This window comes from Geodermatophilus ruber (assembly GCF_900114385.1).
Classification (GTDB): Bacteria; Actinomycetota; Actinomycetes; order Mycobacteriales; family Geodermatophilaceae; genus Geodermatophilus; species Geodermatophilus ruber.
In genome coordinates this window covers 89,940-114,917 of the sequence record NZ_FOSW01000005.1, presented here as the reverse complement: position 1 = coordinate 114,917, position 24,978 = coordinate 89,940, and the positions used below count along the sequence as shown (strand labels likewise).

Here is a 24,978-nt window from a genome sequence, read left to right as displayed (position 1 = left end):
GCGCACGCTAGGGCTGCGGCGCGGCACGGACTTGGACATCCGTGCACGCCGGCAGCGGGCCACGCGGGATCGGCACGGCGGCCACCGGCCCGAGGCCCGGCGGAGTCTGCGCGTCGGCCGGCTGCGGGCGGCCGAACAGGTAGCCCTGGACGTGCGAGCAGGCCAGCCGCCCCAGCACGGCCTGCTGCTCCGGCGTCTCCACGCCCTCGGCGACGACGTCCAGGTTCAGGCTGCGGGCCAGCTCGATGATCGAGGCGACCAGCGTCGTGCTGCGTCCACCGGAGCCGAGGTCCTGCACGAAGCTGCGGTCGATCTTGACGATGTCGGCCGGCAGCCGGCGCAGGTAGGACAGGCTCGAGTAGCCGGTGCCGAAGTCGTCGATGGCGATCCGCACGCCCAGTGCCCGCAGCGCCAGCAGCTGGCCCACCACCTGGTCGACGTCGTGCATGAGCACGCCCTCGGTGACCTCCAGCGTGAGCTGCCGCGCGGGCAGGCCGCTGCCGTCGAGGGCGGCGCGCACGGTGGCGACCACGTCGTCGTCGGCGAGCTGGCGGGGCGAGAGGTTGACCGCCATCCCGATCGGCCGGCCGGCCTGCGCCGACCACGCCGCGGCCTGGCGGGCCGCCTCGACCAGCACCCAGCGGCCGATCTCGACGATGTGCCCGCCCTCCTCGGCCAGCGGGATGAACTCCGCCGGCAGCACCAGGCCGCGGGTCGGGTGGTGCCAGCGCAGCAGCGCCTCGTAGCCGGTGGTCGTCCCGGAGGACAGGTCGATGGTCGGCTGGTAGTGCACCTCGAACTGGCCGGCCGACGTCGCCCCGGCGAGGTCCTCCAGCAGCACGATCTTCTCCTGCGCGGCCTGTGCCATCCCGTCGGCGTAGAGCACCAGCCGGTTCTTGCCCCGCGCCTTGGCGATGTACATGGCCAGATCCGCGTTGCGCAGCAGGGTGTCCGCGGCTCGGTCGGGAACGCTGGTCGAGTCGGCGAGGCCGATGCTGACGTGCACCACCAGCGCCCGGCCGTCGACGGCGATGGGATCGGCCAGGGTGCGCAGGATCCGCTCGCCGACCGCCCGGGCGACGTCCGGCCCGCCGTCGACCAGGAGGGCGAACTCGTCCCCGCCGAGCCGGGCCACCTCGTCGCCGGGGCGGACGCAGCCGCGCAGCCGCCGGCCGACGGCGACCAGCAGCCGGTCCCCCACCGCGTGCCCGCGGGAGTCGTTGACGTCGCGGAAGTCGTCGAGGTCGAGCAGCAGCACGCTCACCGGCCGATCGTCCCGGCGGAGCAGCCGGCCGGCCCGCTCGATCACCTGCGTGAGGTTGGCCAGCCCGGTCAGCTGGTCGCGCAGCCCCTGCTGCTCGTTCAGCCGCCAGGCGGCCAGGTGGGTCAGGCTCGCCGCGAGGACGAAGCCGCCGTGGATGACCGCCCACGTCCAGGGGCTGTGGTGGCCCGCGGCATGCCCGAAGACCGCGTGCGGGAACAGGGTGCCGGCCAGCCCGTGGTGGGTGAGGACGACGAGCAGCGCCAGCCCGAACGGCAGCCAGCTCTGGTACAGCGCCACCAGGCCGACGACGACGAAGAAGTGGAAGTGCGCCTCGGTGAGCCCGTCCAGGAGGTGGACGAGGGCGACCGACGCGGCCAGCAGGCTCGCCGACGTCGCGGCCGAGCGCACCCCGCGGCCGGCACCGGGCAGAGCCAGGAAGGCCAGCGGGTAGAGCACCGCCAGCGGGACGAACAGCGCCACGAGCGGCGACCACCCGGTGGCGAGGGCCAGCACCCCCAGAACCGGCCCCTGGACCGCGGCCACCCAGACGAGCACCCGGTGACGCCGCCGCCAGACCTCGTCGGGCAGCCGCCGCCCCTCGGGCAGGAGCGCGGCGAGCCGGTCGGGCAGTGTCAGGTGCACCCTGGTGACATCGTCCCGATCCGGGCCGGCCGCAGCGCTACGGCCCTGGGCACACCCGGATGGGTGGGGTCGGAGCGTCAGCCGGCTCCCGCTCCAGCCGGAGGGCGAGGAGCGCGGTCTCCCTGCACCGGGCCGCCCGGGGCGGTCACCTGGCGCCGGGTTCCCGGCCGGGGGACACCGGCGCGGAGGTGGACGTATCTCCTCCGGACCGGGTAAGGAGGGTGCGTGCGAGCCATCGTCTACACCCAGCCCGGTGACCCCGACGTCCTGCAGCTGGTCGAGCGCCCCGTGCCCGAGCCCGGCCCCGGTGAGGCACGCGTGCGGCTGGCCTACTCGGGGGTGAACCCCACCGACTGGAAGCGGCGCAGCACCGCCGATCCCGGCCCCGACGGCCAGACGCCGAACCAGGACGGCGCCGGCACCGTGGAGGCCGTCGGCCAGGGGGTGGACCCCGCGCTGGTCGGCGAGCGGGTCTGGGTGTGGGAGGCGGCCTGGCAGCGCCCGTATGGGACGGCGGCCGAGTACACCGTCGTCCCCGCCCGGCAGACCGTGCTGCTCGGCGCGGACCCGTCCTTCGAGCTGGGCGCGTCGCTCGGCATCCCGTTCCTGACCGCGCACCGCTGCCTGACCCTCGGGGAGACCGTGCCCGACCGGCTGGGCCCGGGGACGCTGGACGGGCGGACGGTGCTGGTGCAGGGCGGTGCCGGCGCGGTCGGCAACGCCGCGATCCAGCTGGCCCGCTGGTCGGACGCGACGGTGATCACCACGGTCAGCAGCCCGGCCAAGGCCCAGCTGGCCGCGGCGGCCGGGGCCTCGCACGTCATCGACTACCGGCGGGAGGACGTCGTCACCGAGGTCCGCAAGATCGCCCCCGACGGCGTGGACGCGATCGTCGAGGTCTCGCCGACGACCAACGCGGCGACCGACGCGCAGGTGCTCGGGATGCACGGCGCGGTCGCCATGTACGCCGATGACAGCGGCGCCGAGATCACCGTGCCGGTCCGCTCCCAGATGGTCCTCAACGCCCGCTGGCAGTTCGTCCTCGTCTACACCGAGCCGCGGCGGGCCAAGGAGATCGCCGTGGAGGACGTCAACGCTGCCGTGCTGGACGGCGCGATCCGGGTGGGCGCGGAGGCGGGGCTGCCGCTGCACATCTTCCCGCTGGCCGAGACCGCGCAGGCGCACCGCGCGGTCGAGGACGGCGCCGTCGGCAAGGTGCTCATCGACGTCACCGCGTAATGCTGAGGGCCGGCAGGATCGGCCGAGAACGGCGTCGGTGCCGACAGGGACAGACGGACGACCTCGTGTCGACAGCGATCCGGGCCCTCGACCCCAGCGTCGGCAGCGACGCGGACAACGGGTGATCGGTTCGGAAGCCGATCACCCGTTGTCCGAGCACCCGACCGCGAGCTGGTCGCGGACACGCGAGCCCTCGGGAGTGATGACCGATCGCGGCCCGTGCGCTCGTCGACTAGGCCCGGCTGCTCGATGCCGCCCACCGCCAGCTCGGCGGCCCATCGTGCTGGTCGGGGACAACCTGAACACCCACGTCAGCACCGCAATGGCCCAGTCATCGCGGGCCCGGCCCTGGCTGACGGTGTTCCGGCTGCCGCCGTACGCCCACGAGCTCAACCCCGTCGAGCCGGTCGGGCCCATCCGACGCGGTCCTGGCGCCCCTGACCAAGCACACCATCACCGAGCTGACCGCCCTGCTGAAGACCCGCCTCAGACGGATGCAGCACGACCCGGGCTCCCGACTGGCTACCTCGCCAGTACCGGGCTCGACCGCGCCCTCGCGTAACGCCCACCGCCGAAGGTCTCTCAGGCCATCTCCCACTCATAGGAGAACTTGGCGATCTTCAGAATCAGCGACGTCTCGATGTGCGTGATCCCCTGCATTGCTCCGAGTTGTTCGGTGACGAACTCGAGCACGTGCTCCTGGTCGCGGAAGAACGCCTCCAGCATGATGTCGTAACGCCCCGCCGACAAGCCGACGTATCGGACTTCAGCGCAATTCCGCACCTGCTCGCTCACACTGCGAATGGTGCGCAGGTCCACGGAGAGCCCGATGATGGCGGAGACGTTCCCTCCCACCGCCTTCGGCGTGGGCACGGCGACGATATTGATCATATCGTCGTCCATGAGCTGCGCTATCCGCTTGCGGACCGTCGTCTCGGTGACAGACAGTTCTTGCGCAATGCGGGTGTTACTCATCCGCCCGGTCTTCTGGAGGATACGGATGATTCGCCTGTCCAGCGCGTCCAGTTCCCGAGATTCGGCCACGCTGCCACCGACCAGCGGGCGGAACGGGGTCACCGCTCTGCCCAGATCAGTCCCGTTGGTCATGTCATCTCCCGATGCCCTCAAACGGGCCCATAGCTCGCAGACCTCGGCATCCATGTCGAGAGACTGGTCCTCCTGACGAGGCGCTCCACCGTGAGACTCTTGTTCAGCGGTCGCACTAGGGGCCCAACAACGACAAGCACAAGCGCCGGGTCTCGATGCTCGGCAAATTCGCCAACGCATTTGCCTGCCCCGGCGTGATCCGATGGCCGAGCAGATTGACGAGTTGCGCTCCAGAGATCCTCTCGTGATCACCCCACGGCGTCGAGGCATCCATTTCGCGGTCAGCTTCCCAGGTACCGTCGGCCACGCATTCCGCTGTAGTGATCAGGTCGCGTAAGTAGCCGCCACTGAAGCGCCTCCGAAGACCGACCAAGGTAGTGAGCTGAGCAGTCCTGTCGTGTCCTCGCCCTGTTGGTCCGACACGTGCCGCGACACCTCGGCCCGGCGGTAGAGATCGCACGTGCTGTGCAACATCCCTCGGCAAGGGACCGTCAGCCCACTCCACGACAACAGCCGCACACCGGCCCGCACTCCTTGCACCCACGCCGAACACGCGACCCCGGAAGAGGATCCGCAGCGCCGCGGACACGGTGTCACGGAGACCGACGTCCTCCCCGATGCCACCGCAAGCGGACATCGTCGAGTCGAAGCAAACCCAGGATTCCTGGGTGATCTCGGTCGGTGCGGGCCACGTCCACATCCTCGGAGCCTTCTGCTGGCCGGTCATTCGGTTCCCGTCGACGTGCCGCGTCGCTCAGGTGCGGGCGGCGCGCACTGGTGGATGACACCGTGAGGCCATTGCGAGTCGTCCACCAGTGCGCTCCCGGTGCATGCACCTTCTGCTGGGCGAGGACCTCCACCCTGCGATCAATCGGGAATCAGGACGCCTCGTCCGCGGATGCGGCCGTTCTCCAGATCCGCGATGGCATCACCCACCGCGTCCAGGGGATAACTGCGCGTGTGGAGGGTGACCAATCCATCGCGCTGCAACGCCATGAGTTCGACGAGTTCGTTGTAGGTGCCCACGAGGTTGCCCACCACGTTCAGGCCGCGGGAGATGAGGTCGATGTACGGGATCCGCAGCTCTGCTCCGTAGCCGACCACGAGGTAGGTCCCTCCGTTGCGGACCATGGCTGGGGCGTACTGCTCGGTGCCCCCCTCCCCCACGAAGTCGATCACCACATCGGCGCCGCGGCCGTCGGTGATCTCCAGGACCTCCTTCAGCACCGCAGTGCCGTCGTCCACAACCTCCAGGCAGGTACGGGCACCCAGCCCCTTCGCCAGCTCCAACGCCTGGGGGTTGCGGTCGAGCACGATCACATGGGTCGCCGCCATGGCCGTCAGGCACTGGATGCCGATGTGTCCCAGCCCGCCTGCCCCGATGACGACGCAGTAGCTGCCGGGGTGGAGCAATGGGGTCGCCTTCTTGACCGCCGCGTACGCGGTGAGGCCGGCGTCGGCCAGGGCTGCGATGTCGGCAGGACGGGTCGTCGGATCGACCCGCACGCATGCCCGCGCGGAGGTCAGGACCATCTCGGCCATCCCGCCGTCGGTGTTCACCCCCGGGAACGAACTCGCGGAGCAGAACATGTCGTCCCCGGAGCGACATGCGTAGCACTGTCCGCAGGTCGGCGTCGGGTGCAGGATCACCGTGTCGCCCACCGCGACGTTGCTGACCGCCGAGCCGACCTCGGTAACCCAGCCGGCGTTCTCGTGCCCGAGGGTGTACGGGAGCTCAATGTTGGTGATCGGGGACCACTGGCCCTCGATGATGTGCAGGTCCGTGCGGCACAGGCCCGCCCCGCCGATGCGCACCACCACGTCGAGGGGGTGGCGCACACGTGGATCCGGCACTTCCTCCACGACTGGTGCTGTTCCGTATCGGTGGAGCCGCACTGCCTTCATGGTCCAGACCTGCTTTCTCGTCTCGCTGCGGAGTCGGGTGGTGTGAGGTATGTCCGGGGTCAGGTCAGCAGGCGCACGGCCTTGACCGGGCAGACCTCGATGGCGGCTTCCGCTGCCTGCTTCTCGGTCGCGCCTTGGAGATCCCGCGGGACGGACTGCGCGTAGCCCCAGTCGTCCAGGACGAACAAGCTCTCGGCCACTTCGGCACACGTGCCGTAGCCCTGACATTTCGTGGGGTCCACTCGGACTCTGGGCATGTCTGCTCCTGCCTAGACGGGGATGTGGAAGCGGGCCTCGCGCCGCCCGGAGGTCCGCAGGTCCTCGCAGCGGGGGCACGGTCGCCGTGCGTGTTCGTGCAGCTCTGCTGTGAAATCGGCGAGCAGACATCGGAGAAGCCGCGCGAGACCGTCGGGCACCCCGCACGCCCCGCGGCCAGGCAGGATCGTCGACCACCGGGCCAGGTCGTCCAGGGTGGCGTCGGTGAACGCGCCTCGCGTGATCGACTGCAGTGCCTTCGCGGCGCTGGAGGTGCCACGAACGCACGGTCCGCACTGCCGGGCGTTGCGCCTCGACAGGTAGAGGCCGATGTCCGCAGCGACGCCGATCGGGCAGTCCAGGTCACGGTCGACGAAGTAGAAGCTCGCGCATCCGATGGCCGTGTCGGAGCGGGGATCGGGCGCGAAGTCGAGCACGAAGTCCGACGTGCCCGGCACGAGCCCACCGAAGAAGCCGCCGATCACGGTGGCTGTGAAGGCGGATCGGTCGCCCCCGAAGTCCTCCGCCAGTTCCTGGAGGGACAGTCCCGCGGGCAGTTCGTAGAGCGTGGGCCGGCCCGTGATCGAGGCCACCGACGCCAGGAAGGATGCCTGCTGCGAGCTGTCCTCGGACGCAGACGTGAGGAGCGCGACCTGAGCGAGGGTGTCCACGTTGAGGACGGCGGTCGGGCGACCGTGCACTCCGTGCTCGAACGGCCGCGGCGGCTTGTCGGTCGGCAGGCCCAGACCTCCGGAGAGCCGGTCGACGACCGCCGACTCCTCGCCGGCGACGTACGCGTGCTCGCTCAGGTGGACGAACACGGGAACCCGCGGCTCTCGCTCCCGGAGTGCCTCCCGCATGCTCTCCGCAGCCAGTTCGTCGCAGGTGAAGACGAATGCACGCTCGGCGTCCAGGAAGTCCGCGCAAGCGGTCAGCCCGTCCAGCACCATGTGCGGCCGGTACCGCATCAGATATCTGTCCTTGAAGGAGAAGGGCTCCCCCTCCCCCCCGTTCGCCACCACGTACGGGCGGGTGTGCGACGCGGCCTTCACGACGGCTTCGAGTTTCGTCGCTGTCGGGAAGGCCGCGCCGCCTCGGCCGCGCAACCCGGCGTCCCGGAGAATGCGGAGCAGATCCCGCTCTCCGTTGCGCGCCATCCCGTGGGCATAGCCACCTCGTGCCCGATAGGCGTCGCAGTCCTCCTTCTTCCAGGGCGCGCTCAGGAGCATCGAGGAGGCCAGTCCGGGCCATGTCCTAGCGTCGAGTTCCACACTGTCCTCCGATGTCGAGCACGTCCGGTTTTCGAGAACTGCGACCATCGCCGCCGAGGTGTTAGCCGGCAGTCCGCAGGGCCGCCTCGTAGCGGAGGCCCAGCATCTTGTTGAAGTTGTTGACCATGCCCTCCTGGTAGCTGTATCGGCCGCGAGTGAAGAACCGAGACTCCAGGCCCTTCTGAACGGAGATGTTCGTTCCCATGTCCTGCTCAGTGATGGGCACGAATCCGACCTTGGACAGCTCCAGCCGTTCCATGAAGTTGCCCAACTTCGTGGTCTCCTCCGGAACCATGTAGTAGAGGCGCAGGTCGTGACTCCGCGCGCTGGTCGGGCGCACCTGGAAGGCCATGACCATGTCCGGCTGGCCGATGATCATCAGATTGGGCACCAGCGCGGCGAAGAAGGACGACCGCCGGTACTCCTCCGGAAGCCCGGCGATGACCGGCATGATGACCTTGAAGCTCGGGTTGAACGCGCCGTCGATGATGGTGTTGCGGGTCCACCCGGACACGACCGCGGCGTCCTCGTCGAACGGAATTTCCTCGATGCTCGAGCTCGGGGCGAAGTCGTGCAGGCCAGCGTGCAGACGAGAGGCGTGATAGCCGTCCAGGAAGTTCTCGACCAGGATCTTCCAGTTGAACGGCACACCGGGGAAGTCATCCGGCGCCACGCTCTTCAGGGTGCTGACCTGGTAGGTCTTGACGGCGTCCTCGATCTGCGCGAGTTGCGGCGCCAGCGGGCGGGCCTCCGGGTCGAGGTTGACGAAGACGAACCCGTGCCAGATCTCGGTCTTGAACCGAGGCAACCGGATGCCCTTCACAGCAAAGTCCTTCGTGCGACCCATCTCCGGCGCCGCGACGAGCTGTCCCTCGAGGTCGTACACCCACCAGTGGTACGGGCACTGGAAGGATTCGACGTGGCCGGTGATGTCCCCGAGCGGCGCGCCGAGGTCCTCCAGGTCCCGGCCCGCCGGCGCGGTGATGCAGGCGGCCCGGTGCCGGCAGACGGCGGACATCGCGTTGATCTCGCCGTCGCGGTTCCGGACGACGATGACCGGCTCGCCGGCGATGTCCGTGGTGATGAAGTCGCCGGGATTCGGCAGATCCTCCACTCGCGCCACGCAGTTCCACTCCCGGGCGAAGAGCGCATCCTGCTCGAAGGCGAAGAACTCCTCGCTCACGTATGTCTCGGCCGGCGGAGTGGTCGCGACCTCGACGTCCTGGGTGCTCGAACGGAAGTCCTTGATGAGCGTGCGAACCGATTCGCTGATGATCGTCACGGCGTGCTTCCTTCCAGTGGCGGGGTGGGCAGGGCGTCTCCGGCTGAGCCGGGAACCGGGGGGTGAGACGAATCGACCGGGCGAGGACGGCGAACGGCTGCGACACCTGGGTCGACCGCGACCGCCACTCCGTAGATCAACCCGCCCAGCGCGAGGCTCGAGATGAAGCTGAGATCGACTCCACCGGCCACCTGGGACCACGCGCCGACGTAGATGCTGTTGGCGGAGAAGAGCAGCCCGACCACGACTGCGATGGACCAGGCCACCATCGCGACGGGGTTCCAGCCTCCCGAGTACCAGTACCGGCCGCCTCGCCGCCTTTCGGTGAACACCTGGAGATCCTCGGGCGTGTACTCACCTCGGTTCCTGAAGTAGCCGATCAGCATGATCGCCACCCAGGGCGCGGTGATGATGCTCAGGAGGGAGATGAACGTCGACACCAGGGGGAGCGCATTCCAGACGAATGACCCGAGGTACACGAGTGCGAGACCGGCTGCACTGACGATCACCGTGGCCGGCACCCGGGAAAGGCGCGGGAACAGGGAGGAGGTGTCGAGTCCGGTTCCGTAGATGGCCATGGAGCCCTGCCCGACGGTGCCGAACAGGCCGATGACGAGCAGCGGCAGGACATACCACGTCGGCGAGATCCCCACCAGGCCGAGGGTGAAATCGGTGGACGGGTCGGTGAAGATGCTTGCGGCGTAGGCGCCGAAGATCAGCGCTATCCAGAGCCCGACGAAGATCCCGACGCCTCCCGCCGTGGCGATCCGCCGCCGGCTGAACCGCCGTTCCGAGATGTACCGGGAGTAGTCGTTCACGAAAGGTGCGTAGGAGAGCGGAGCTGCCAGGGCGGTCAGCATCGCGAGCACCCACGTGGGCCCGAACGAACCGAGGATGTAGGCCCCGCCCTGGTACGACGCGTCGAACTGCGGTCCCAGGACGACGAATCCCACAACGATGAGCACCGCCATGCTCGGCGCGACGACCTTGTGCACGCGAACGAGGTTCGCGTGGCCGTAGATCGCCATGACGATCGTGACCACGGCGGGCAGCAGGTAGCTGATGGCCAGGCCGACGTCCCCTCCGCCCCAGCCGAACAGTCGCTCAGCGGAAGCCGCGACTGCCTGGCCGCCCGTCCAGATCGTGAGGGCGTACGCGCCGATTGCGATGAACAGAGCGACCAGGGAGCCCACCAGCCGCCCGAGGACGCCGAAGACCGCGCCGCTGCTGACGGCCGTGTTCGTCCCCGTGCCCGGTCCCAGGAGCGACACGAGCCCGAGCAGCAAGGACCCGATCAGAAGGCCCACCGTGATGGCACTGACCGCACTCCACCAGCCGAGTCCGTACACGATCGGGAGCCACCCGAAGACGAACAATGCGAAACACAGTTGAGCCCCGGAGAGAACTGTGAACAAGTTCCTGGGGGTCGAGTGGCGTTCATTCTCAGGAATGTGGTCGATTCCCCGGGTCTCGATGCGCCCGACTTCGTCCACACCCTCGACTGCATTGACCATTGCCTGCGATCCTTTCAAAGGAATAGCACAGCCAGTCGCCTATCCTGCTGCGTCAGCGGTTGAGGTGGCCAGTTCCCTCGATAAAGAAGAGCGTGTCCAGAGGATCCGTGACGTTGTACGACGCCGCGGGGTCGAACGCACAGAATGCAGGAAACCAGACATTGAAGGTCCCGGTCGTGCCGTCCCAGCGCCCGGTGCCGCGTTCCACGGTGATCACGCCGGTGTCCCGACCGTCGACTTCACGCCATTCCATCGTGCCGAAGAGTTCGTCCTTGCCGTTCGAGTTTCGACCCTGACCGTCGCCGCCGGCATCGAGTTCCGTGAGGCGGAACTGCCCGTGCCCCCTGGGCACGTCGCCGGCCTCGGTGATGACGTCCATTCCGGCGAAGAAGGCCCGAAAGTAGGCCCGCTCGGTGTCGCTGTAGATCCGGAAGACCGAATCGGCCTCGTAGCAGAACGTCCGCTCCACCTCGTTCACAGGCACGTGCCGGCCCCACCGGGCACTTCCTCCGGCGTCGACTTTGAGCAACTCACCATTCCACATTTGAGCTCCTAGTCCGCGCCGAGGAAGCCCTGCCTTTGCAGGGTCCGGCGCTAGCGAGTGGGGGTTCGGCGGAACCCTCCACCCGCTGGAAACGAAAGTCAAGGGCCATGGCCGAAGTTGCATCGAGAATCGACGCATGCCCTCCCACTTGCGTCGTTCCTCGACGCTCATGACTCCGCACGCGTCGAAGTTTGAACCCTTCCGAGCGCGCCTCGGTACGTATTTTCACCGAGGGATCACCTGCATCTGCGGGTGCACTACGTATTTTTACGGCACCCTCGTGCACTACGCATTTCTGCGGACTCCGGGATACGCATTTATGCGCCGGGGTAACAGCCTACGTAATTCGACGGAGACTTGAGCGCCCGCCGCAGCTCCCTCGCCGGGCCCGGCAACCACGTGCCTGGGCAGTGCGGGTGACGACCCTGCGGGTGGCAACGCGTTCACCCGTCCGCCGGCGCCGGCGCGGCAACTGCGCTCGTCGTCCTGCCCGTAGGACCTGGCGTGTGGCACGTGGCCGCCTGCTTCCCACGCGCCCCGCGCATCGTCATCGGCACCAAGCCCTTCGGCCGCCGGTGCGAAGGCTGCGGTGACGCGGTCCCGGCCCCTGGTCGTGATCGACCGGCTCGTCCAGCGCGCCGGGGACGGCTCGGGAGCGAGGCAGCGATCGGCTCAGGCCCGTGGTATCGGCCACGGGCCTACGGGCCTACGGGCCTGAGGATGCAGGGGAGCAGTCCAACCGTCGCCCCGGCGACCTCCGGCCGTTGGCGGGCCTCAGGCCGTTGACATGGGGTGCTCGCCCACCGAGCGTTGTCTACGACCGCCCAGAAGGCACGCTGTCGCCACCGGGCCTGCCGAGGCGCACCAAGCCTTGCGCCTCTGCCAGGCCGGCGCAGCCCGCGCGGCTCGGCCGGCCCAGCTTGAGGAACAGCCGCTCCACATGCGTGGTGATCGTCCGCACGCTCACGGCAAGTTCCTCGGCGATCTCCGAGTTCGAGGCCCCTCTGGCCACCAGGCTCAGCACGTCGAGCTCACGGCTGGTCAGACCGTGGGGCAGCGACGACTGCCGTTCGGCGGTGACCAGGACACCCGTCGCCTCCCCCGTGAGGTCCGCTGCCATCCGGATCAAGGTGATGCGCCACCACTGATCCGCCTCCGACACGTACCCGGACGCCGCTATCCGCCCGTCCGCGATCAATCTTCCCGCTGAGCGCAGAAGGTCCGGGTGGGACTGGCACAGGCGAAACGCCGCATCACCCCGTAATCGCTCGATCTGCCCACCGCGGACCACCGCGGTGTCGAGCGTGGGACGCGTCAGGAACTCGTCGACCCAGGGGCGTGGCCCCCGGACGTCGGCCACCCGCGCCAGGAGTGACGCCAGGCGCACCAGGACCTCGTGTTCCTCATCGGTGAGGCCGTCCTCGTCCCGCGGCCGGAGGACCAGCTGCCCCGTGTACTTCGCGCCCGGCTCGAGGAACAACGGGACCGTCACGATTCCTCGGAATCCCTCTGGCTGCAGGACCTGAGCAGACGTGGGGCGAGCGCGGAGACCGGAGGCGGCGTACGCAGCGACGACGTCGTCGTAACCCACCTGTGCCAGCGGCTGGTGGAGCGCACCCGCCGGATCGAAAGACGACAGCATCGCGGTGTCGAATTGCACGATGCCCTTCAGGCTGGCCAGTACGTCACTGACATCTGCCTCACCGCAGAGGACCGCAGCCACAGTCTCGGCTACGAGCACAAGGGCGCAGATGTCTGCCATGTCACTCCCGCCTTCGATAGCGGCCATCTGGCCCGGGTCACATCCATGGGCATGGCAGCGCTCACTTTCCCGGGAGTGTGACAGGTTGCACAGAATTGTCGAGAGGTATCGGCGTCAGTTCGACCGCCATTCTCGGCGTGGCGCTCCGGTGCAGCTCGGACAGCCTGGGCGCAGAAGGCAGTGACCCGGAGGGCCATGGGCGGGCCTGGGCGCGGACGAGCGCCGCCCTTCACCTCACGGATCGGCCCGCGCCGAACCCGATCCGCCAGGATGCTCCTCGACGTCACCGCGTGAGCGGTCCCTGATGCGCCGAGATCGTCGATCTCGACAGGAAGGACCGCACGGCTACTCCGCGGGGGTCATCGCGGGCACCCGCTCCGACCAGGGCGCCGTCCGGGACGCCACGTGCTCGCGCAGCCCGCGTCGCCGATGCTCGCCGAGCTCGGCGCGCCGGCCGTCGCCGTGCAGCCGGGGCAGGCCGCGCACCTGCAGGCCGAAGGCCACCACGTGCACGAGCTTGCCGGCGATGCCGCGTCGGCGGAACGGCGGGCCGACATAGAGCTGGTGAGCCAGGCCGCTGCCCGGTCACCAGCGCACCGCGGCCACCTGCCGCCCCCACCGACGCCCTCGGCGCGCACCTGCGCCTCTTCTCGGCGAGCACGGGAGGACCGGCGGCGCCGGTGGTGAGCAGGAGGCCGACGCCGAGCAGCGAGCCCCCGGCGAGGGCTCGGCGGGGCAGGTGGACAACCCGAGAGGGACGACGCGGGGCGGACCTGGGGACTCCTGGGCGGTCTCCTGGCGACCGTCGTCAGGAGCCGGAGGGAGGGATCCGCTCACACCACCGGGCAGCTGGCGACGCGCCGAACCGGGACCCCCTCCGCCGGGGAGCAGCGGTGCTCGCCCGAGCCGGCGGGCATCCGCCGAAGCCGCACCGCAGGGCGGCCTCGGCGGATGCAGCGCGGCTCCGGCGGGACGGAGCCGGACCGGGTGTACCGCGATGGCGGGTCGAACGTCAGCCGACGCCGAGGTCGCGGGCGATGAGCATCCGCTGCACCTCGCTGGTCCCCTCGCCGATCTCCAGGATCTTGGCGTCGCGGTAGAACCGGCCGACCGGGAACTCGTTCATGAACCCGTAGCCGCCGTGCACCTGGGTCGCCCAGCGGGCGTTCTCCATCGCCACCTCGGAGGTGTACAGCTTGGCGATCGAGGCCTCGCGCTTGAACGGCTCGCCGCGCAGCATCTTCTCCGCGGCCCGGTAGTAGGCCAGCCGCGCGGTGGAGGCCCGCACCTCCATGTCGGCGATCATGAACTGGATGGCCTGGTTGCGGCCGATCGGCTGGCCGAACGCCTCGCGCTGCGCCGCGTACTTGACCGACTCGTCCACGCAGCCCTGCGCCAACCCGGTCGACAGCGCGGCGATCGCGATGCGACCCTCGTCCAGGATGGAGAGGAACTGGGCGTAGCCCCGGCCGCGCTCACCCACGAGGTTCTCCTCGGGCACCCGGCAGTCGGCGAACGACAGCTCGCGGGTGTCCGAGGCGTTCCAGCCCACCTTCGAGTACCGCTGGCCGACGGTGAACCCGGGCGTGCCCGACGGCACGAGGATCGCCGAGATCTCCTTGCCGCCGTCCGGCCGCGTCCCGGTCACCGCGGTGACGGTCACCAGCGCCGTCAGGTCGGTGCCCGAGTTGGTGATGAACGCCTTCGAGCCGTTGATCACCCACTGCCCGTCCTCGAGACGAGCGGTCGTGCGCGTGGCGCCGGCGTCCGAGCCGCCACCGGGCTCGGTCAGCCCGAAGGCGCCGAGCGCCTCACCGGAACACAGCCGCGGCAGCCACTCCTGCTTCTGCTCCTCGGTGCCGAACCGGTAGATCGGCATGGCACCGAGCGAGACGCCGGCCTCCAGCGTGATCGCCACGGAGCTGTCCACCCGGCCCAGTTCCTCCAGCGCCACGCACAGGTGGAAGTAGTCGCCGCCCGAGCCGCCGTACTCCTCGGGGAACGGCAGGCCGAACAGCCCGAGTTCGCCCATCTGCCGCACGATCGCGGTCGGGAACTCGTCGCGCTCGTAGAACTCCCCGATCTGCGGGGCGATCACGTCCTGCGCGAACTCGCGCACGACCTTGCGCAGTGCCTCGGTCTCCTCGTCGAGCCGGTAGTCCAGCACCTGGGTCACTTCCCCTCGTCCGTGGCCGGCGGGGTCACCACGGCCACCCGCTCGTCCAGCCGGACCTGTTGGCCGGCCGTCACGCCGAGCTCGGTGACCGTCCCCGCGAGGGGCGCGGTCAGCACGTGCTCCATCTTCATCGCCTCGACGACCAGCAGCGGGGCGCCCGCCTCCACCCGGTCGCCGACCGCCGCCTGCACCACCGTCACCGTCCCGGGCATCGGCGCGGTGACGACGCCGTCGCCACCGGCGCCCTCGACCGCCGAGTGCAGCCGCTCGTGCTCGCGGAAGGCGGTCACCCGGCCGTCGGTGGCCAGCCAGACGTCGCCGCCGGCGTGGACGACGGCGAACCGCGCGGTGACGCCGTCGAAGGTCACGGACAGCTCGTCGCCGTCCCGGTAGGCGCTCGCCGGCACCGGGTCGGCGTCCCCGACCTGCACCTGTGCACCGGCCGCCCGGCCGCGGACCCGCACCGTCACCGGCTCCCCGCCGGCGGCCTGCAGCCGGCGCACCGTCCAGGCCGGCTCGCCGAGCCGCCAGCCGTCAGGGACGTCCCAGCGGTCCACCACCGGGCCGGTCGGCTCAGCCTCCACCAGCAGGGCCAGGGCCGCCGCGGCGTACACCGACGGCGGCACCGGCTCGGCGGCGGTGAGCGCCTCGCCGCGCCGCTCGATGAGGCCGGTGTCCAGCCGCCCGCCGACGACGTCGGGGTCGGTGAGCAGCGCGCGCAGGAACGCGGTGTTGGTCGGCACCCCGAGGACGGCGGTGTGCCCGAGCGCGCCGACCAGTCGGGCCCGCGCGGTCTCCCGGTCCGGCCCCCAGGCGATCAGCTTGGCCAGCATCGGGTCGTAGTCGGTGCCGACGACCGAGCCCTCCGCCAGGGAGGTGTCCACCCGCACCCCGGCGCCGGAGGGCTCGCGCAGGCCGAGCACCGTCCCGGTCTGCGGGAGGAAGCCGCGGGCGGGGTCCTCGGCGTAGAGCCGGGCCTCGATCGCGTGCCCGTCCAGCACGACGTCGTCCTGCCCGAACGGCAGCGGCTCCCCCGCGGCGACCCGCACCTGCAGCTCGACCAGGTCCAGCCCGGTGACGCACTCGGTGACCGGGTGCTCCACCTGCAGCCGGGTGTTCATCTCCAGGAAGAAGAAGTCGGTCGGCTGCTCGGCGTCGACGATGAACTCCACCGTGCCCGCGCCGGTGTAGCCGACCGCGCGGGCGGCCTCGACCGCGGCGGCGCCCATGCGGCTCCGCATCCGGTCGTCCAGCAGCGGGGACGGCGCCTCCTCGATCACCTTCTGGTGCCGGCGCTGCAGGCTGCACTCCCGCTCGCCGAGGTGCACGACGGTGCCGTGCGCGTCGCCGAGCACCTGCACCTCGATGTGCCGGGCCGAGCCGATGTAGCGCTCGACCAGCAGGGTGTCGTCGCCGAAGGAGCCGCGGGCCTCGCGGCGGGCAGCGGCGATCGAGGCCGGCAGCTCGGCCTCCGACCGCACCACCCGCATGCCCTTGCCGCCACCGCCGGCGCTGGGCTTGAGCAGCACCGGGAAGCCGGCTTCCACGGCGGCGGCGGCCACCGCGGCGTCGTCCAGGCCCGGCTCGGTCCGCCCCGGGACGACGGGCACCCCGGCGGCCCTCACGGTCTGCTTGGCACGGATCTTGTCACCCATCGCCTCGATCGCGGCGACCGGCGGGCCGATGAAGACGATCCCGGCCTTCTCGCAGGCCCGGGCGAAGTCGACGTTCTCCGACAGGAAGCCGTAGCCGGGGTGGATCGCCTGCGCGCCGGTGCGCGCGGCCGCATCCAGCACCCGGTCGATGGACAGGTAGCTCTCGGCCGCCGGCGCCGGCCCGATCGGGACGGCGACGTCGGCCACCCGGGTGTGCAGCGCGCCGGCGTCCGCCTCGCTGTACACGGCGACCGAGCGGATGCCCATGGACCGGAGGGTGCGGATCACCCGGACGGCGATCTCGCCCCGGTTGGCCACGAGGACGGTGTCGAACATGCTCATCACATCCGGAAGACGCCGTAGCCGACGTCCTCGAGCGGCGCGTTGGCGCAGGCGGACAGGGCCAGTCCCAGCACGGTGCGGGTGTCGGCGGGGTCGATCACGCCGTCGTCCCACAGTCGGGCGGTGGCGTAGTAGGGGTGCCCCTGCACCTCGTACTGCTCCCGGATCGGCTGCTTGAAGGCCTCTTCCTCGTCGGCCGGCCAGTCCTCGCCGCGGGCCTCGAGCCCGTCGCGGCGCACCTGGGCGAGCACCGAGGCAGCCTGCTCGCCGCCCATGACCGAGATGCGGGCATTGGGCCAGGTGAACAGGAACCGGGGCGAGTAGGCCCGGCCGCACATCGAGTAGTTGCCGGCGCCGAAGGAGCCGCCGATGACGACGGTCAGCTTCGGCACCCGGGCGCAGGCGACCGCGGTGACCATCTTCGCGCCGTGCTTGGCGATGCCCCCGGCCTCGTAGTCGCGGCCGACCATGAACCCGGAGATGTTCTGCAGGAACAGCAGCGGGATCGACCGTCGGTCGCACAGCTCGATGAAGTGCGCGCCCTTGAGCGCGGACTCGGCGAACAGCACGCCGTTGTTCGCGATGATCCCGACCGGGTGGCCGTGCAGCCGGGCGAAGCCGGTGACCAGCGTCTGCCCGTACAGCGGCTTGAACTCGGCGAACCGGCTGCCGTCGACCAGCCGGGCGATGACCTCCCGGACGTCGTAGGGCGTGCGCGGGTCGGGCGGCACCACGTCGTAGATCGACTCCGGCGGGTGCAGCGGTTCCTCGCTCGGTTCGACGTCCCACGGGCGGGGGCTGCGCGGCCCCAGCGTGCCGACGATCTGGCGCACCAGCTGCAGGGCGTGCGCGTCGTCCTCGGCCAGGTGGTCGGTGACCCCGCTGATCCGGCTGTGCAGGTCGCCGCCGCCCAGCTCCTCGGCGGTGACCACCTCGCCGGTGGCCGCCTTCACCAGCGGCGGCCCGCCCAGGAAGATCGTGCCCTGCTCGCGGACGATGACCGCCTCGTCGCTCATCGCCGGCACGTACGCGCCGCCGGCGGTGCACGAGCCCATCACCGCGGCGATCTGCGGGATGCCGGCCTTCGACATCGTGGCCTGGTTGTAGAAGATCCGGCCGAAGTGCTCGCGGTCGGGGAACACCTCGTCCTGCATCGGCAGGAAAGCGCCGCCGGAGTCGACCAGGTAGACGCAGGGCAGCCGGTTGTGCAGGGCCACCTCCTGCGCCCGCAGGTGCTTCTTCACCGTCATCGGGTAGTAGGTGCCGCCCTTGACGGTCGCGTCGTTGGCGACGACGACGCACTCCCGGCCGCTGACCCGCCCGATGCCGGTGATGATCCCGGCCGCCGGGGCGTCGCCACCGTAGAGACCGTGCGCGGCCAGCGCGGAGAGCTCGAGGAACGGGCTGCCCGGGTCGAGCAGCGCGTCGACCCGCTCGCGCGGCAGCAGCTTGCCGCGCTCGACGTGCCGCTGCCGGGCCCGCTCACCCCCGCCCGCGGCCACTCGGCGCAACTGCTCGGCGAGGTCGGCGGCGAGTGCGGCATGGACGCCGGCGTTGCGCGCGGCGACGTCGGCGTCGGGGCTCGAGGTGCGGGCCAGCACGGGGGCATCCACGGCGAGGATGTTAACGGTGGTTCACGCGTGAGGTCAACGAGCGTTAACATGCTGGGCATGCCCGCCGCCGACACCGCCCTGCACGCCGACGCGGACCGCCCGTCCCGCCGCGAGCAGATCCTGCGGGCGGCGGCGCAGCTGTTCGCCGAGCGCGGCGCCCGGGCGGTGGGCGTGGACGACGTCGGCGCGGCCGTGGGGGTCACCGGCCCGGCGATCTACCGGCACTTCGCCAGCAAGGACGCCATGCTGGCCGAGATGCTGCTGCGGATCAGCGAGCGGCTGCTGGCCGGCGGCACCGAGCGGGTGGCCGACGCCGGAGAGGACCCGCTCGCCCAGCTGCGCACGCTGATCGCCTTCCAGGTCGACTTCGCCCTGGACAACCCGGCGCTCATCACCGTGCACGACCGCGACCTGGGTTCGCTGAGCGAGGACGACGCCGCGCAGGTGCGCCGGCTGCAGCGCCGCTACGTGGAGGTGTGGGTCGGCGTCCTGGGCCGGCTGCACCCCCGCGCCGACGCGGCGAGCAGCCGGGTGCGGGCGCACGCGGTGTTCGGGCTGATCAACTCGACCCCGCACAGCGCCGGCCGGCTGCCCCGGAGGCAGATGGCCGCGCTGCTCGCCGCGATGGCCGAGGCCGCCGCCACCTCCTGAGAAGGGACCCCCAGAAGGACCCCAGAAGGACCCCCAGAAGGACCCCGTTCCCCCCACCGCTCGCACGCTCGCGGCGGTGCCCTGAACGGGGCCGTCGAACCGCTCGCACGCTCGCGGCGAGCCTCCGGACGGGGCCTCAGCCGGCGGTGGGCTCGGGCATCGGCAGCACGAGGGCGGTCGCCGCGGCGACGTCGAGGTCGGCGGTGCTGCCGGTGTCGCCGGGACCCGACCAGGCGGTCTCCACGATCGTGACCGTGCTGCCGGACACGGCGCTGGCGTACTCGGCGCCCGAGAGCTGCTCCGGGCCGCCCTCGTAGCGCACTCCCTCGCGCAGCAGGTCCCCGACGTTCCCGCTGCCGTTGCGGTCGGTGAGCGCCCGCAGCGCCCGCGCCCCCGCGCTGTCGCCCATGTCCACGACCGCCACCGACACCACGGCGGGGCGGCCCGCGATCTCGGTGGAGTACAGCGCCCGGGCCAGCCCCGCGCAGTCGCTGTCGGCGAAGAAGTCGGCCACCGTCCCGTAGGCGTTGCCGACGCAGGTGTCGTCCACCCGCACCTCCTGCGCGACGAAGGCCAGCCCGTCGACGACCTCCCGCTGCCCCGGTTCGGGGCCGGTCCCCTCCGGCGCCGCCTCGTCACTGGCCTCCGAGGGGGTGGCCGCGGCGGTGGCCCGCTCGTCGCCGTCGCCGCCGGAGAACGCCAGCGCCGCGCCGATGCCCAGGACGACGACCAGCAGCAGCGCCCCGGCGACCAGCAGCGCGGTGCGCCGGCGCGAGGCCGGCCGCCGGCGCGGGCCCACCAGCGGAACGTCCTCGGCGGGCGGCGGCGCGGGATCACCGGACGGCGCCGGGGTCGATCGGGTGAAGAGGCCGCCGATGCCGTCGGTCTCCTCGGCGGGGACGCCCACGGTGGGCCCGACCAGCGTGTCCCGCGGCGGGGACGGCGGCACGGACGACGGGCCGTGGGCGGCGACCTCGGCCAGCCGGGCGTCGGCGGGCGCGACCTCGGCCGCCGCGCGGGCGTCGGCCTCCGCCTCGGCCCGGATCACCGCGGCCGCGACCGCCGCAGCGGCCGCCGGGTCCACCAGCGGCCGGCCGGCAGGATGGGCCACCGGGGCCGCGGGTACGGACTCGGGGGCTGGCCGCGGCGTCGCGTTCATGGCCGCGGGCGCGAGCAGCTCCGGCGTGCGCAGCACGTACGGCGAGTACGGGAAACCCTCGCCGTTGAGCTCCTGGACGGTGGGGCCGCGGCCGGTCAGGCCGAGCGCCTCGAGGGCGGCGCGCACGTCGGCGGTGGTCCAGAGCCGGGGGTTGTCGACCCCGGTGTACCGGGCGGCCCGGGCGATGCCCAGCAGCAGGGAACGCGGGTCCAGCAGCGCGACCTGGTCGCCCTCCCCGAGGTCCCCGTCGGCCGGGACCAGGCCGGTGATCTCACCGACGAGCACGGTGAGCCGGGCGATCCGGCCGGGCTCGAGGCCGGCGCGGCGCAGCCGGACGGCGGCGTCCATCCCGGCCCGCATGAGCCCGTCCAGCGGCGTGGATCCCCCGCCGGACAGCTGCAGCACGTCGCCGGGGCCCTCGCCCGGGCCGATCGTCCAGGAGCCCTCAGGCAGCGCGGTGACCACACCGCGCTGCCGCACCACCTCCACGACCCGGACCACGGCCAGGCCCTCGGGCACGAAGAGCACGGCGTCGGAGAGCCGGCGCTCCATCGGGCCGTCGACAACCGGGATCGAGGCGACCACCGCCCCGCGGACCGCCCCGCCGGTGTCCCAGCGGGCCAGTTCCGCGAAGAGGGCACGCTCCCCCGCCGTCTGCAGCGGCATGGGAGTGAGGGCCAGCACGTCGTCCTCCGGAGCGGGTGTGGGGAGCGGTGGGCGGGGCGTCGACCGCGCGGCACCGGGCCGAGGGCGGGCCGGTCCCGCTCTCAGCAGAGAGGTAGCCCCGACGTTACGTCATGTGACGAGGCGGGGGGCCGTCTCAGGAGAGCGACGCACCTCCGGCGGCTGCCGGCACGGGGGTCACCTGCTCGGCCGCGCCCCCGGGCTCGAGCGGCCGGCGCCAGGCGGCCAGCCACCGGCTGCGCGCCGCGAGGTCGACCGCCGTCCAGAGGACGGTGAAGGCGGCCCCCGCCAGCAGCAGCGCACCCCAGCTCCGGTCCCACGGGGGCAGGAAGCCGAGGCTGCCCTGGACGGCGCCGGCGGCGTAGAACACGGCGGTGACCAGGGGCGCGGCCACCCAGCCGGGGAGCCGGAAGGTGACCGCGAGGTCGATCGCCAGCGCCCCGACGACCAGCACGAGCGGGAGCACCGACGGCGGGAAGTCCATGGCCACCAGGCCCAGCCACATCACGCCCCGGTAGCCGAGGTAGACGGCGGCGATGCTCGTCGCGGTCCAGCGCAGGCCGACCAGCTTGCGGGCGACGACGAGGGCCAGCAGGCCGGCGCAGAGCATCCAGGTCGGGTGCACCCAGGAGGGCACGGGGAGCATGAACATCGTCGGCGTCTGCCCCTGCGCGGCGGCGAAGTCCAGCAGCTGGGGCTCGGCCGTGGTCCGGCCGGCGTCGTAGGCCTCCAGGGAGAGGACGCCGTACTCCTGGTGCTGGTTGGGGAACACGACGTTCTCGACGAAGAACAGCCACAGGCCCAGCGAGACGAGGTCGCGGGCCCGGCCCGGGCCGGCGTACAGCCACCAGCCGCGGATCGCGCCGGCGAGCATGATCGCCGTCCCGATGTAGAGCAGCGCGTGGCTGGGGCTCCAGCTGGTGATGTCCAGGCCGTTGATCCGGTGGTTGACGATGTCGATCGGGATGGCGACGAGGAAGGCCGCGATCCCCCACTGCATGAGCCGCAGCGCCCGGCGGTCGACGGCGTAGCCGCTGTAGCTGTGGAAGACGACCAGCGCGACGACCACCGCGGTGCCGAGGGAGTTGAGCAGGTGCGGCGGGGCCAGGTCGTCGCGGAGCCACTTGAAGTGCCAGGAGACGTCCCACGACGAACCGAGCATCTTCAGCAGGAACGCGCCGAGCCAGGCGGTGTAGATCCAGCGGAGCTCCTGCTGGCCGGTCGGTCGGCCCGGGCGCCCCGGCGTCATGTAGGCCAGCCAGAGCCAGCGCAGCGTGGCCAGCGGGTGCCGCAGCGCGGCGGGGGGCGACCCCGGAGCCGGCGGGACCGCTCGGTCGGTCGCAGCGGGTGCGGCAGTGGGCACGGCAGAAACTCCAGGTCTCGGGGTCGTCCGGGGAAGCCTAACGGCGGAATGGCCCCCGTCCCGGCCGTCGACTGGCACCGGTGTGCCGCCTGGGGTATGGGCGGCCACGCGGGCGGCCGGGGCGGAGGGGACGTAGGGTCGTCGGACGTGGCGGACAGCGCAGGGCACCTGGTCTGGATCGACTGCGAGATGACCGGGCTGGACCTGACCAAGGACAAGCTCATCGAGGTCGCGGTGCTCATCACCGACTCCGATCTCAACGTGCTCGATCCGGGGCTGGACCTGGTGATCGGGGCCGATGACGCCGACCTGGAGGGGATGGTCGACGTCGTCACCGAGATGCACGCGCGCTCCGGGCTGACCGAGGCCGTCCGCGCCTCGACGCTGACCGTGGCCGAGGCCGAGCAGCGGCTGCTGGCCTACATCAAGCGGTTCGTGCCCGAGCGGCGGACGGCGCCGCTGTGCGGCAACTCCATCGGCACCGACCGCGGTTTCCTCGCCCGCGACATGCCGGCGCTCGACGACCACCTGCACTACCGGATGATCGATGTCTCCTCGATCAAGGAGCTGGCCCGCCGCTGGTACCCCCGCGTGTATTTCACCCAGCCGGCCAAGGGCCTGGCCCACCGCGCGCTGGCCGACATCATCGAGTCGGTGCGAGAGCTGGCCTACTACCGGAAGACGCTGTTCGTCGAGCCCCCCGGCCCCTCCTCCAGCGAGGCGCAGGCCGCGGCGACCGAGGTGACCGAGGAGTTCGCCGCGATCTTCGCCGCGGAGGACGCCGACGAGATCACGCCCACACCCCCGGCCACGTCAGAGGGCTGAACGCCTCCGGTATCGTGGTGCCGGTTCCCCGGTCGACCCGCGTGCGGCGGCCGACCGGGAGACGTGGTGGGTGTAGCTCAGCTGGTAGAGCACCAGGTTGTGATCCTGGGTGTCGCGGGTTCGAGCCCCGTCACTCACCCCACGCAGGAAGGCCCTGGTCAGGAGACTGACCAGGGCCTTCCTGCTTCTCGGTAGGCACTGGGGGTGCTCTCCCTGTCATGCCCCCAGGGGGCGAACTGGGGGCATGACGGAGCCCCGGATCGTGGGAGTGACCTTCGACGACTGCGGGCCCGCTTCCTGGCCAGACCCGTCACGTCGACGGGCTGCCGTTCCACCACGAGCCGGGACGGGATTCGATGGGTCCCCATCAGTGTCTTCCCATCCTGCTCACGCAGTTGCCGGGGCGAGGGCCGCCCGGCGGCGCCGCCCATTGCCGAGACACCGCGTTCGACGCGGGCCCGCGGGCCCGCGGGGCTAGCGTCGGCGAGGTGACCGAGGACTTCCACGCCCCAGGCGTCCGTGTGCTCATCACCGGCGGCACCAGCGGCCTGGGCGCCGCGATGGCCGCGGCCCTGCTCGAGGCGGGCGCCGCGGTCGCGATCACCGGTCGTGACCCCGACCGGGCCGAGGCCGTCGCCCGCGAGCTCGGCCCGGACTGCACCGGGGTGGCGATGGACGTGCGGGACGAGGACGCCGTCGAGCATGGGGTGGACCGGGTCGTCGACGCGCTCGGTGGGGTGGACGTCCTGGTGAACAACGCAGGCCTCGGCATGCGGACGGTCAACCCGCGCTTCCTCACCGACCCGCAGCCGTTCTGGGCGGTACCCCCCGACGGCTTCCGGGACATGGTGGACACGAACCTGACCGGCTACTTCCTGGTGGCGCGCAACGTCGTCCCGCGTTTCCTGGCCGCCGGCAGCGGGCGCGTGGTCAACATCTCGATGAACCACTCGACGATGAACCGCAAGGGCTTCGTCCCCTACGGACCGGCACGCGCCGGCGCCGAGGCGCTGTCGCGGATCATGGCTGCCGACCTCGACGGCACCGGCGTCACGGTCAACCTCCTGCTGCCCGGCGGGGCGACGGCGACCGGCATGATCCCCGACGACTTCCCGCCCGAGCACCGCGGTCGGCTGCTGGACCCGGCCATCATGGGACCGCCGATCCGCTTCCTCGCCTCCCCTGCGGCCGCCGACGTGCACGACGAACGCATCGTCGCGACCGAGTTCGAGAACTGGCTGGCCGCCCACACCGCTTGAGGCTGCGCCTGGCGTTGCGACGTCCCTCCAGCAGCTCCTCAGGCCGGGGACGACGACCGGCGGGCGAGCTCAACGCGCACGAGCGGCGGCCACCTCGGTGCCCAGCAGCTCGATCGAGCGCGGCACCTCGCGGTCCGGGGCGGCGCCCAACGACGACTGCCCGAGGATCCGCTGGTGCCGGGACACCAGAGGTCGTCCCTGCGACCTCCCGGCGTGGACATCCGGGGAGAGGACGCATGCCCGTGCGTCGCATCTGCACATGCCAACCCCTTCAGCGCCGTCTCCCCCGCCGCCCACCGGACTGGGGGGCAGATCGGGGGGGAACCGGGACGACGAGGACCGCTCCGGACGACTCAGAAACGCTCAGGGTTGTCCGACGAGGCCGGTAGCCGGCGCATCCGCCGGGCGCCAGGCCCGGGACCGGCCTCACTCGCGGGTTCGAGCCCCGTCACTCACCCCACGGGCA

The 24,978-nt window shown here is 71.4% G+C and carries 20 protein-coding genes and 1 tRNA gene; 6 read left to right on the top strand and 15 right to left on the bottom strand.

The features are described 5' to 3' along the window. Positions 1-7: 7 nt before the first annotated feature. Positions 8-1,906 (bottom strand): putative bifunctional diguanylate cyclase/phosphodiesterase, encoded by a 1,899-nt coding sequence (locus tag BMZ50_RS10115; RefSeq protein ID WP_091323838.1) that lies wholly within the window; start codon positions 1,904-1,906, stop codon positions 8-10. 225 nt (positions 1,907-2,131) lie between these two features. On the opposite strand from BMZ50_RS10115, the gene BMZ50_RS10110 reads away from it, so the two are divergent. Together BMZ50_RS10110 and BMZ50_RS25250 are read left to right on the top strand one after the other, a co-directional pair. Then, positions 2,132-3,145 carry an NADPH:quinone reductase gene (locus BMZ50_RS10110; protein WP_091323835.1) on the top strand — a complete coding sequence of 338 codons (1,014 nt, stop codon included), beginning with the start codon at positions 2,132-2,134 and terminating at the stop codon, positions 3,143-3,145. Between the two features lie 202 nt (positions 3,146-3,347). Beyond that, positions 3,348-3,707 (top strand): transposase, encoded by a 360-nt coding sequence (locus BMZ50_RS25250; protein WP_143087153.1) that lies wholly within the window; start codon positions 3,348-3,350, stop codon positions 3,705-3,707. Between the two features lie 20 nt (positions 3,708-3,727). Here the strand turns inward: BMZ50_RS25250 and BMZ50_RS10100 are convergent, their stop codons facing one another. From BMZ50_RS10100 to BMZ50_RS10050, 12 genes are all read right to left on the bottom strand, one after another. Further along, the gene (locus BMZ50_RS10100; protein ID WP_177212738.1) at positions 3,728-4,306 is read right to left on the bottom strand and encodes an Lrp/AsnC family transcriptional regulator; all 579 of its coding nucleotides are present in this window, start codon (positions 4,304-4,306) and stop codon (positions 3,728-3,730) included. Positions 4,307-5,119: 813 nt separating this feature from the next. Beyond that, entirely contained in the window at positions 5,120-6,073 is a 954-nt protein-coding gene (locus BMZ50_RS10095) for an NAD(P)-dependent alcohol dehydrogenase (RefSeq protein ID WP_245753526.1), read from the bottom strand. Between the two features lie 143 nt (positions 6,074-6,216). Then, positions 6,217-6,414 carry a ferredoxin gene (locus BMZ50_RS10090; protein WP_091323830.1) on the bottom strand — a complete coding sequence of 66 codons (198 nt, stop codon included), beginning with the start codon at positions 6,412-6,414 and terminating at the stop codon, positions 6,217-6,219. Between the two features lie 12 nt (positions 6,415-6,426). Further along, positions 6,427-7,731, bottom strand: a complete 1,305-nt coding sequence (locus BMZ50_RS10085; RefSeq protein ID WP_091323828.1) for an NADH-ubiquinone oxidoreductase-F iron-sulfur binding region domain-containing protein — start codon at positions 7,729-7,731, stop codon at positions 6,427-6,429. A 13-nt stretch (positions 7,732-7,744) separates the two neighbouring features. Continuing rightward, complete coding sequence (locus BMZ50_RS10080) at positions 7,745-8,965, bottom strand: aromatic ring-hydroxylating oxygenase subunit alpha (protein WP_143087144.1); 1,221 nt, start codon at positions 8,963-8,965, stop codon at positions 7,745-7,747. Further along, the gene (locus tag BMZ50_RS10075) at positions 8,962-10,479 is read right to left on the bottom strand and encodes a purine-cytosine permease family protein (protein WP_091324181.1); all 1,518 of its coding nucleotides are present in this window, start codon (positions 10,477-10,479) and stop codon (positions 8,962-8,964) included. The genes BMZ50_RS10080 and BMZ50_RS10075 overlap by 4 nt, the downstream gene beginning before the upstream one ends. A 52-nt stretch (positions 10,480-10,531) precedes the next feature. After that, the gene (locus BMZ50_RS10070) at positions 10,532-11,023 is read right to left on the bottom strand and encodes a hypothetical protein (protein ID WP_143087143.1); all 492 of its coding nucleotides are present in this window, start codon (positions 11,021-11,023) and stop codon (positions 10,532-10,534) included. 814 nt (positions 11,024-11,837) lie between these two features. Next, a complete protein-coding gene (locus tag BMZ50_RS24745; RefSeq protein WP_091323823.1) occupies positions 11,838-12,812 on the bottom strand; it encodes a helix-turn-helix transcriptional regulator in 975 nt (324 codons plus the stop codon). A 318-nt stretch (positions 12,813-13,130) separates the two neighbouring features. Beyond that, on the bottom strand, positions 13,131-13,292 hold the full coding sequence (locus BMZ50_RS24160) for a hypothetical protein (protein WP_177212737.1): 162 nt from the start codon (positions 13,290-13,292) through the stop codon (positions 13,131-13,133). Between the two features lie 505 nt (positions 13,293-13,797). After that, entirely contained in the window at positions 13,798-14,961 is a 1,164-nt protein-coding gene (locus tag BMZ50_RS10060) for an acyl-CoA dehydrogenase family protein (protein ID WP_245753524.1), read from the bottom strand. Further along, positions 14,958-16,952: an acetyl-CoA carboxylase biotin carboxylase subunit gene (locus BMZ50_RS10055; protein ID WP_091324178.1), complete on the bottom strand. Its 1,995-nt coding sequence runs from the start codon at positions 16,950-16,952 to the stop codon at positions 14,958-14,960. Before BMZ50_RS10055 ends, BMZ50_RS10060 begins: the two co-directional genes overlap by 4 nt. A gap of 5 nt (positions 16,953-16,957) precedes the next feature. Next, complete coding sequence (locus tag BMZ50_RS10050) at positions 16,958-18,571, bottom strand: carboxyl transferase domain-containing protein (RefSeq protein ID WP_091323821.1); 1,614 nt, start codon at positions 18,569-18,571, stop codon at positions 16,958-16,960. Between the two features lie 57 nt (positions 18,572-18,628). Here BMZ50_RS10050 and BMZ50_RS10045 point away from each other — a divergent pair, with 57 nt between their 5' ends. Next, positions 18,629-19,222 (top strand): SACE_7040 family transcriptional regulator, encoded by a 594-nt coding sequence (locus BMZ50_RS10045; RefSeq protein WP_091324176.1) that lies wholly within the window; start codon positions 18,629-18,631, stop codon positions 19,220-19,222. A 136-nt stretch (positions 19,223-19,358) separates the two neighbouring features. Here BMZ50_RS10045 and BMZ50_RS10040 read toward each other — a convergent pair whose 3' ends face one another. Further along, complete coding sequence (locus BMZ50_RS10040) at positions 19,359-21,065, bottom strand: hypothetical protein (RefSeq protein WP_091323819.1); 1,707 nt, start codon at positions 21,063-21,065, stop codon at positions 19,359-19,361. 136 nt (positions 21,066-21,201) lie between these two features. After that, the gene (locus BMZ50_RS10035; RefSeq protein ID WP_245753522.1) at positions 21,202-22,428 is read right to left on the bottom strand and encodes a hypothetical protein; all 1,227 of its coding nucleotides are present in this window, start codon (positions 22,426-22,428) and stop codon (positions 21,202-21,204) included. 147 nt (positions 22,429-22,575) lie between these two features. Here BMZ50_RS10035 and orn point away from each other — a divergent pair, with 147 nt between their 5' ends. The 3 genes from orn to BMZ50_RS10020 all read left to right on the top strand — a co-directional run bounded on the left by orn (position 22,576) and on the right by BMZ50_RS10020 (position 24,512). Further along, on the top strand, positions 22,576-23,253 hold the full coding sequence (gene orn, locus BMZ50_RS10030; RefSeq protein ID WP_218146191.1) for an oligoribonuclease: 678 nt from the start codon (positions 22,576-22,578) through the stop codon (positions 23,251-23,253). A 66-nt stretch (positions 23,254-23,319) separates the two neighbouring features. Further along, positions 23,320-23,395 (top strand) — tRNA-His (locus BMZ50_RS10025). A 346-nt stretch (positions 23,396-23,741) separates the two neighbouring features. Further along, positions 23,742-24,512 carry an SDR family NAD(P)-dependent oxidoreductase gene (locus BMZ50_RS10020; protein ID WP_218146190.1) on the top strand — a complete coding sequence of 257 codons (771 nt, stop codon included), beginning with the start codon at positions 23,742-23,744 and terminating at the stop codon, positions 24,510-24,512. Positions 24,513-24,978: the final 466 nt, after the last annotated feature.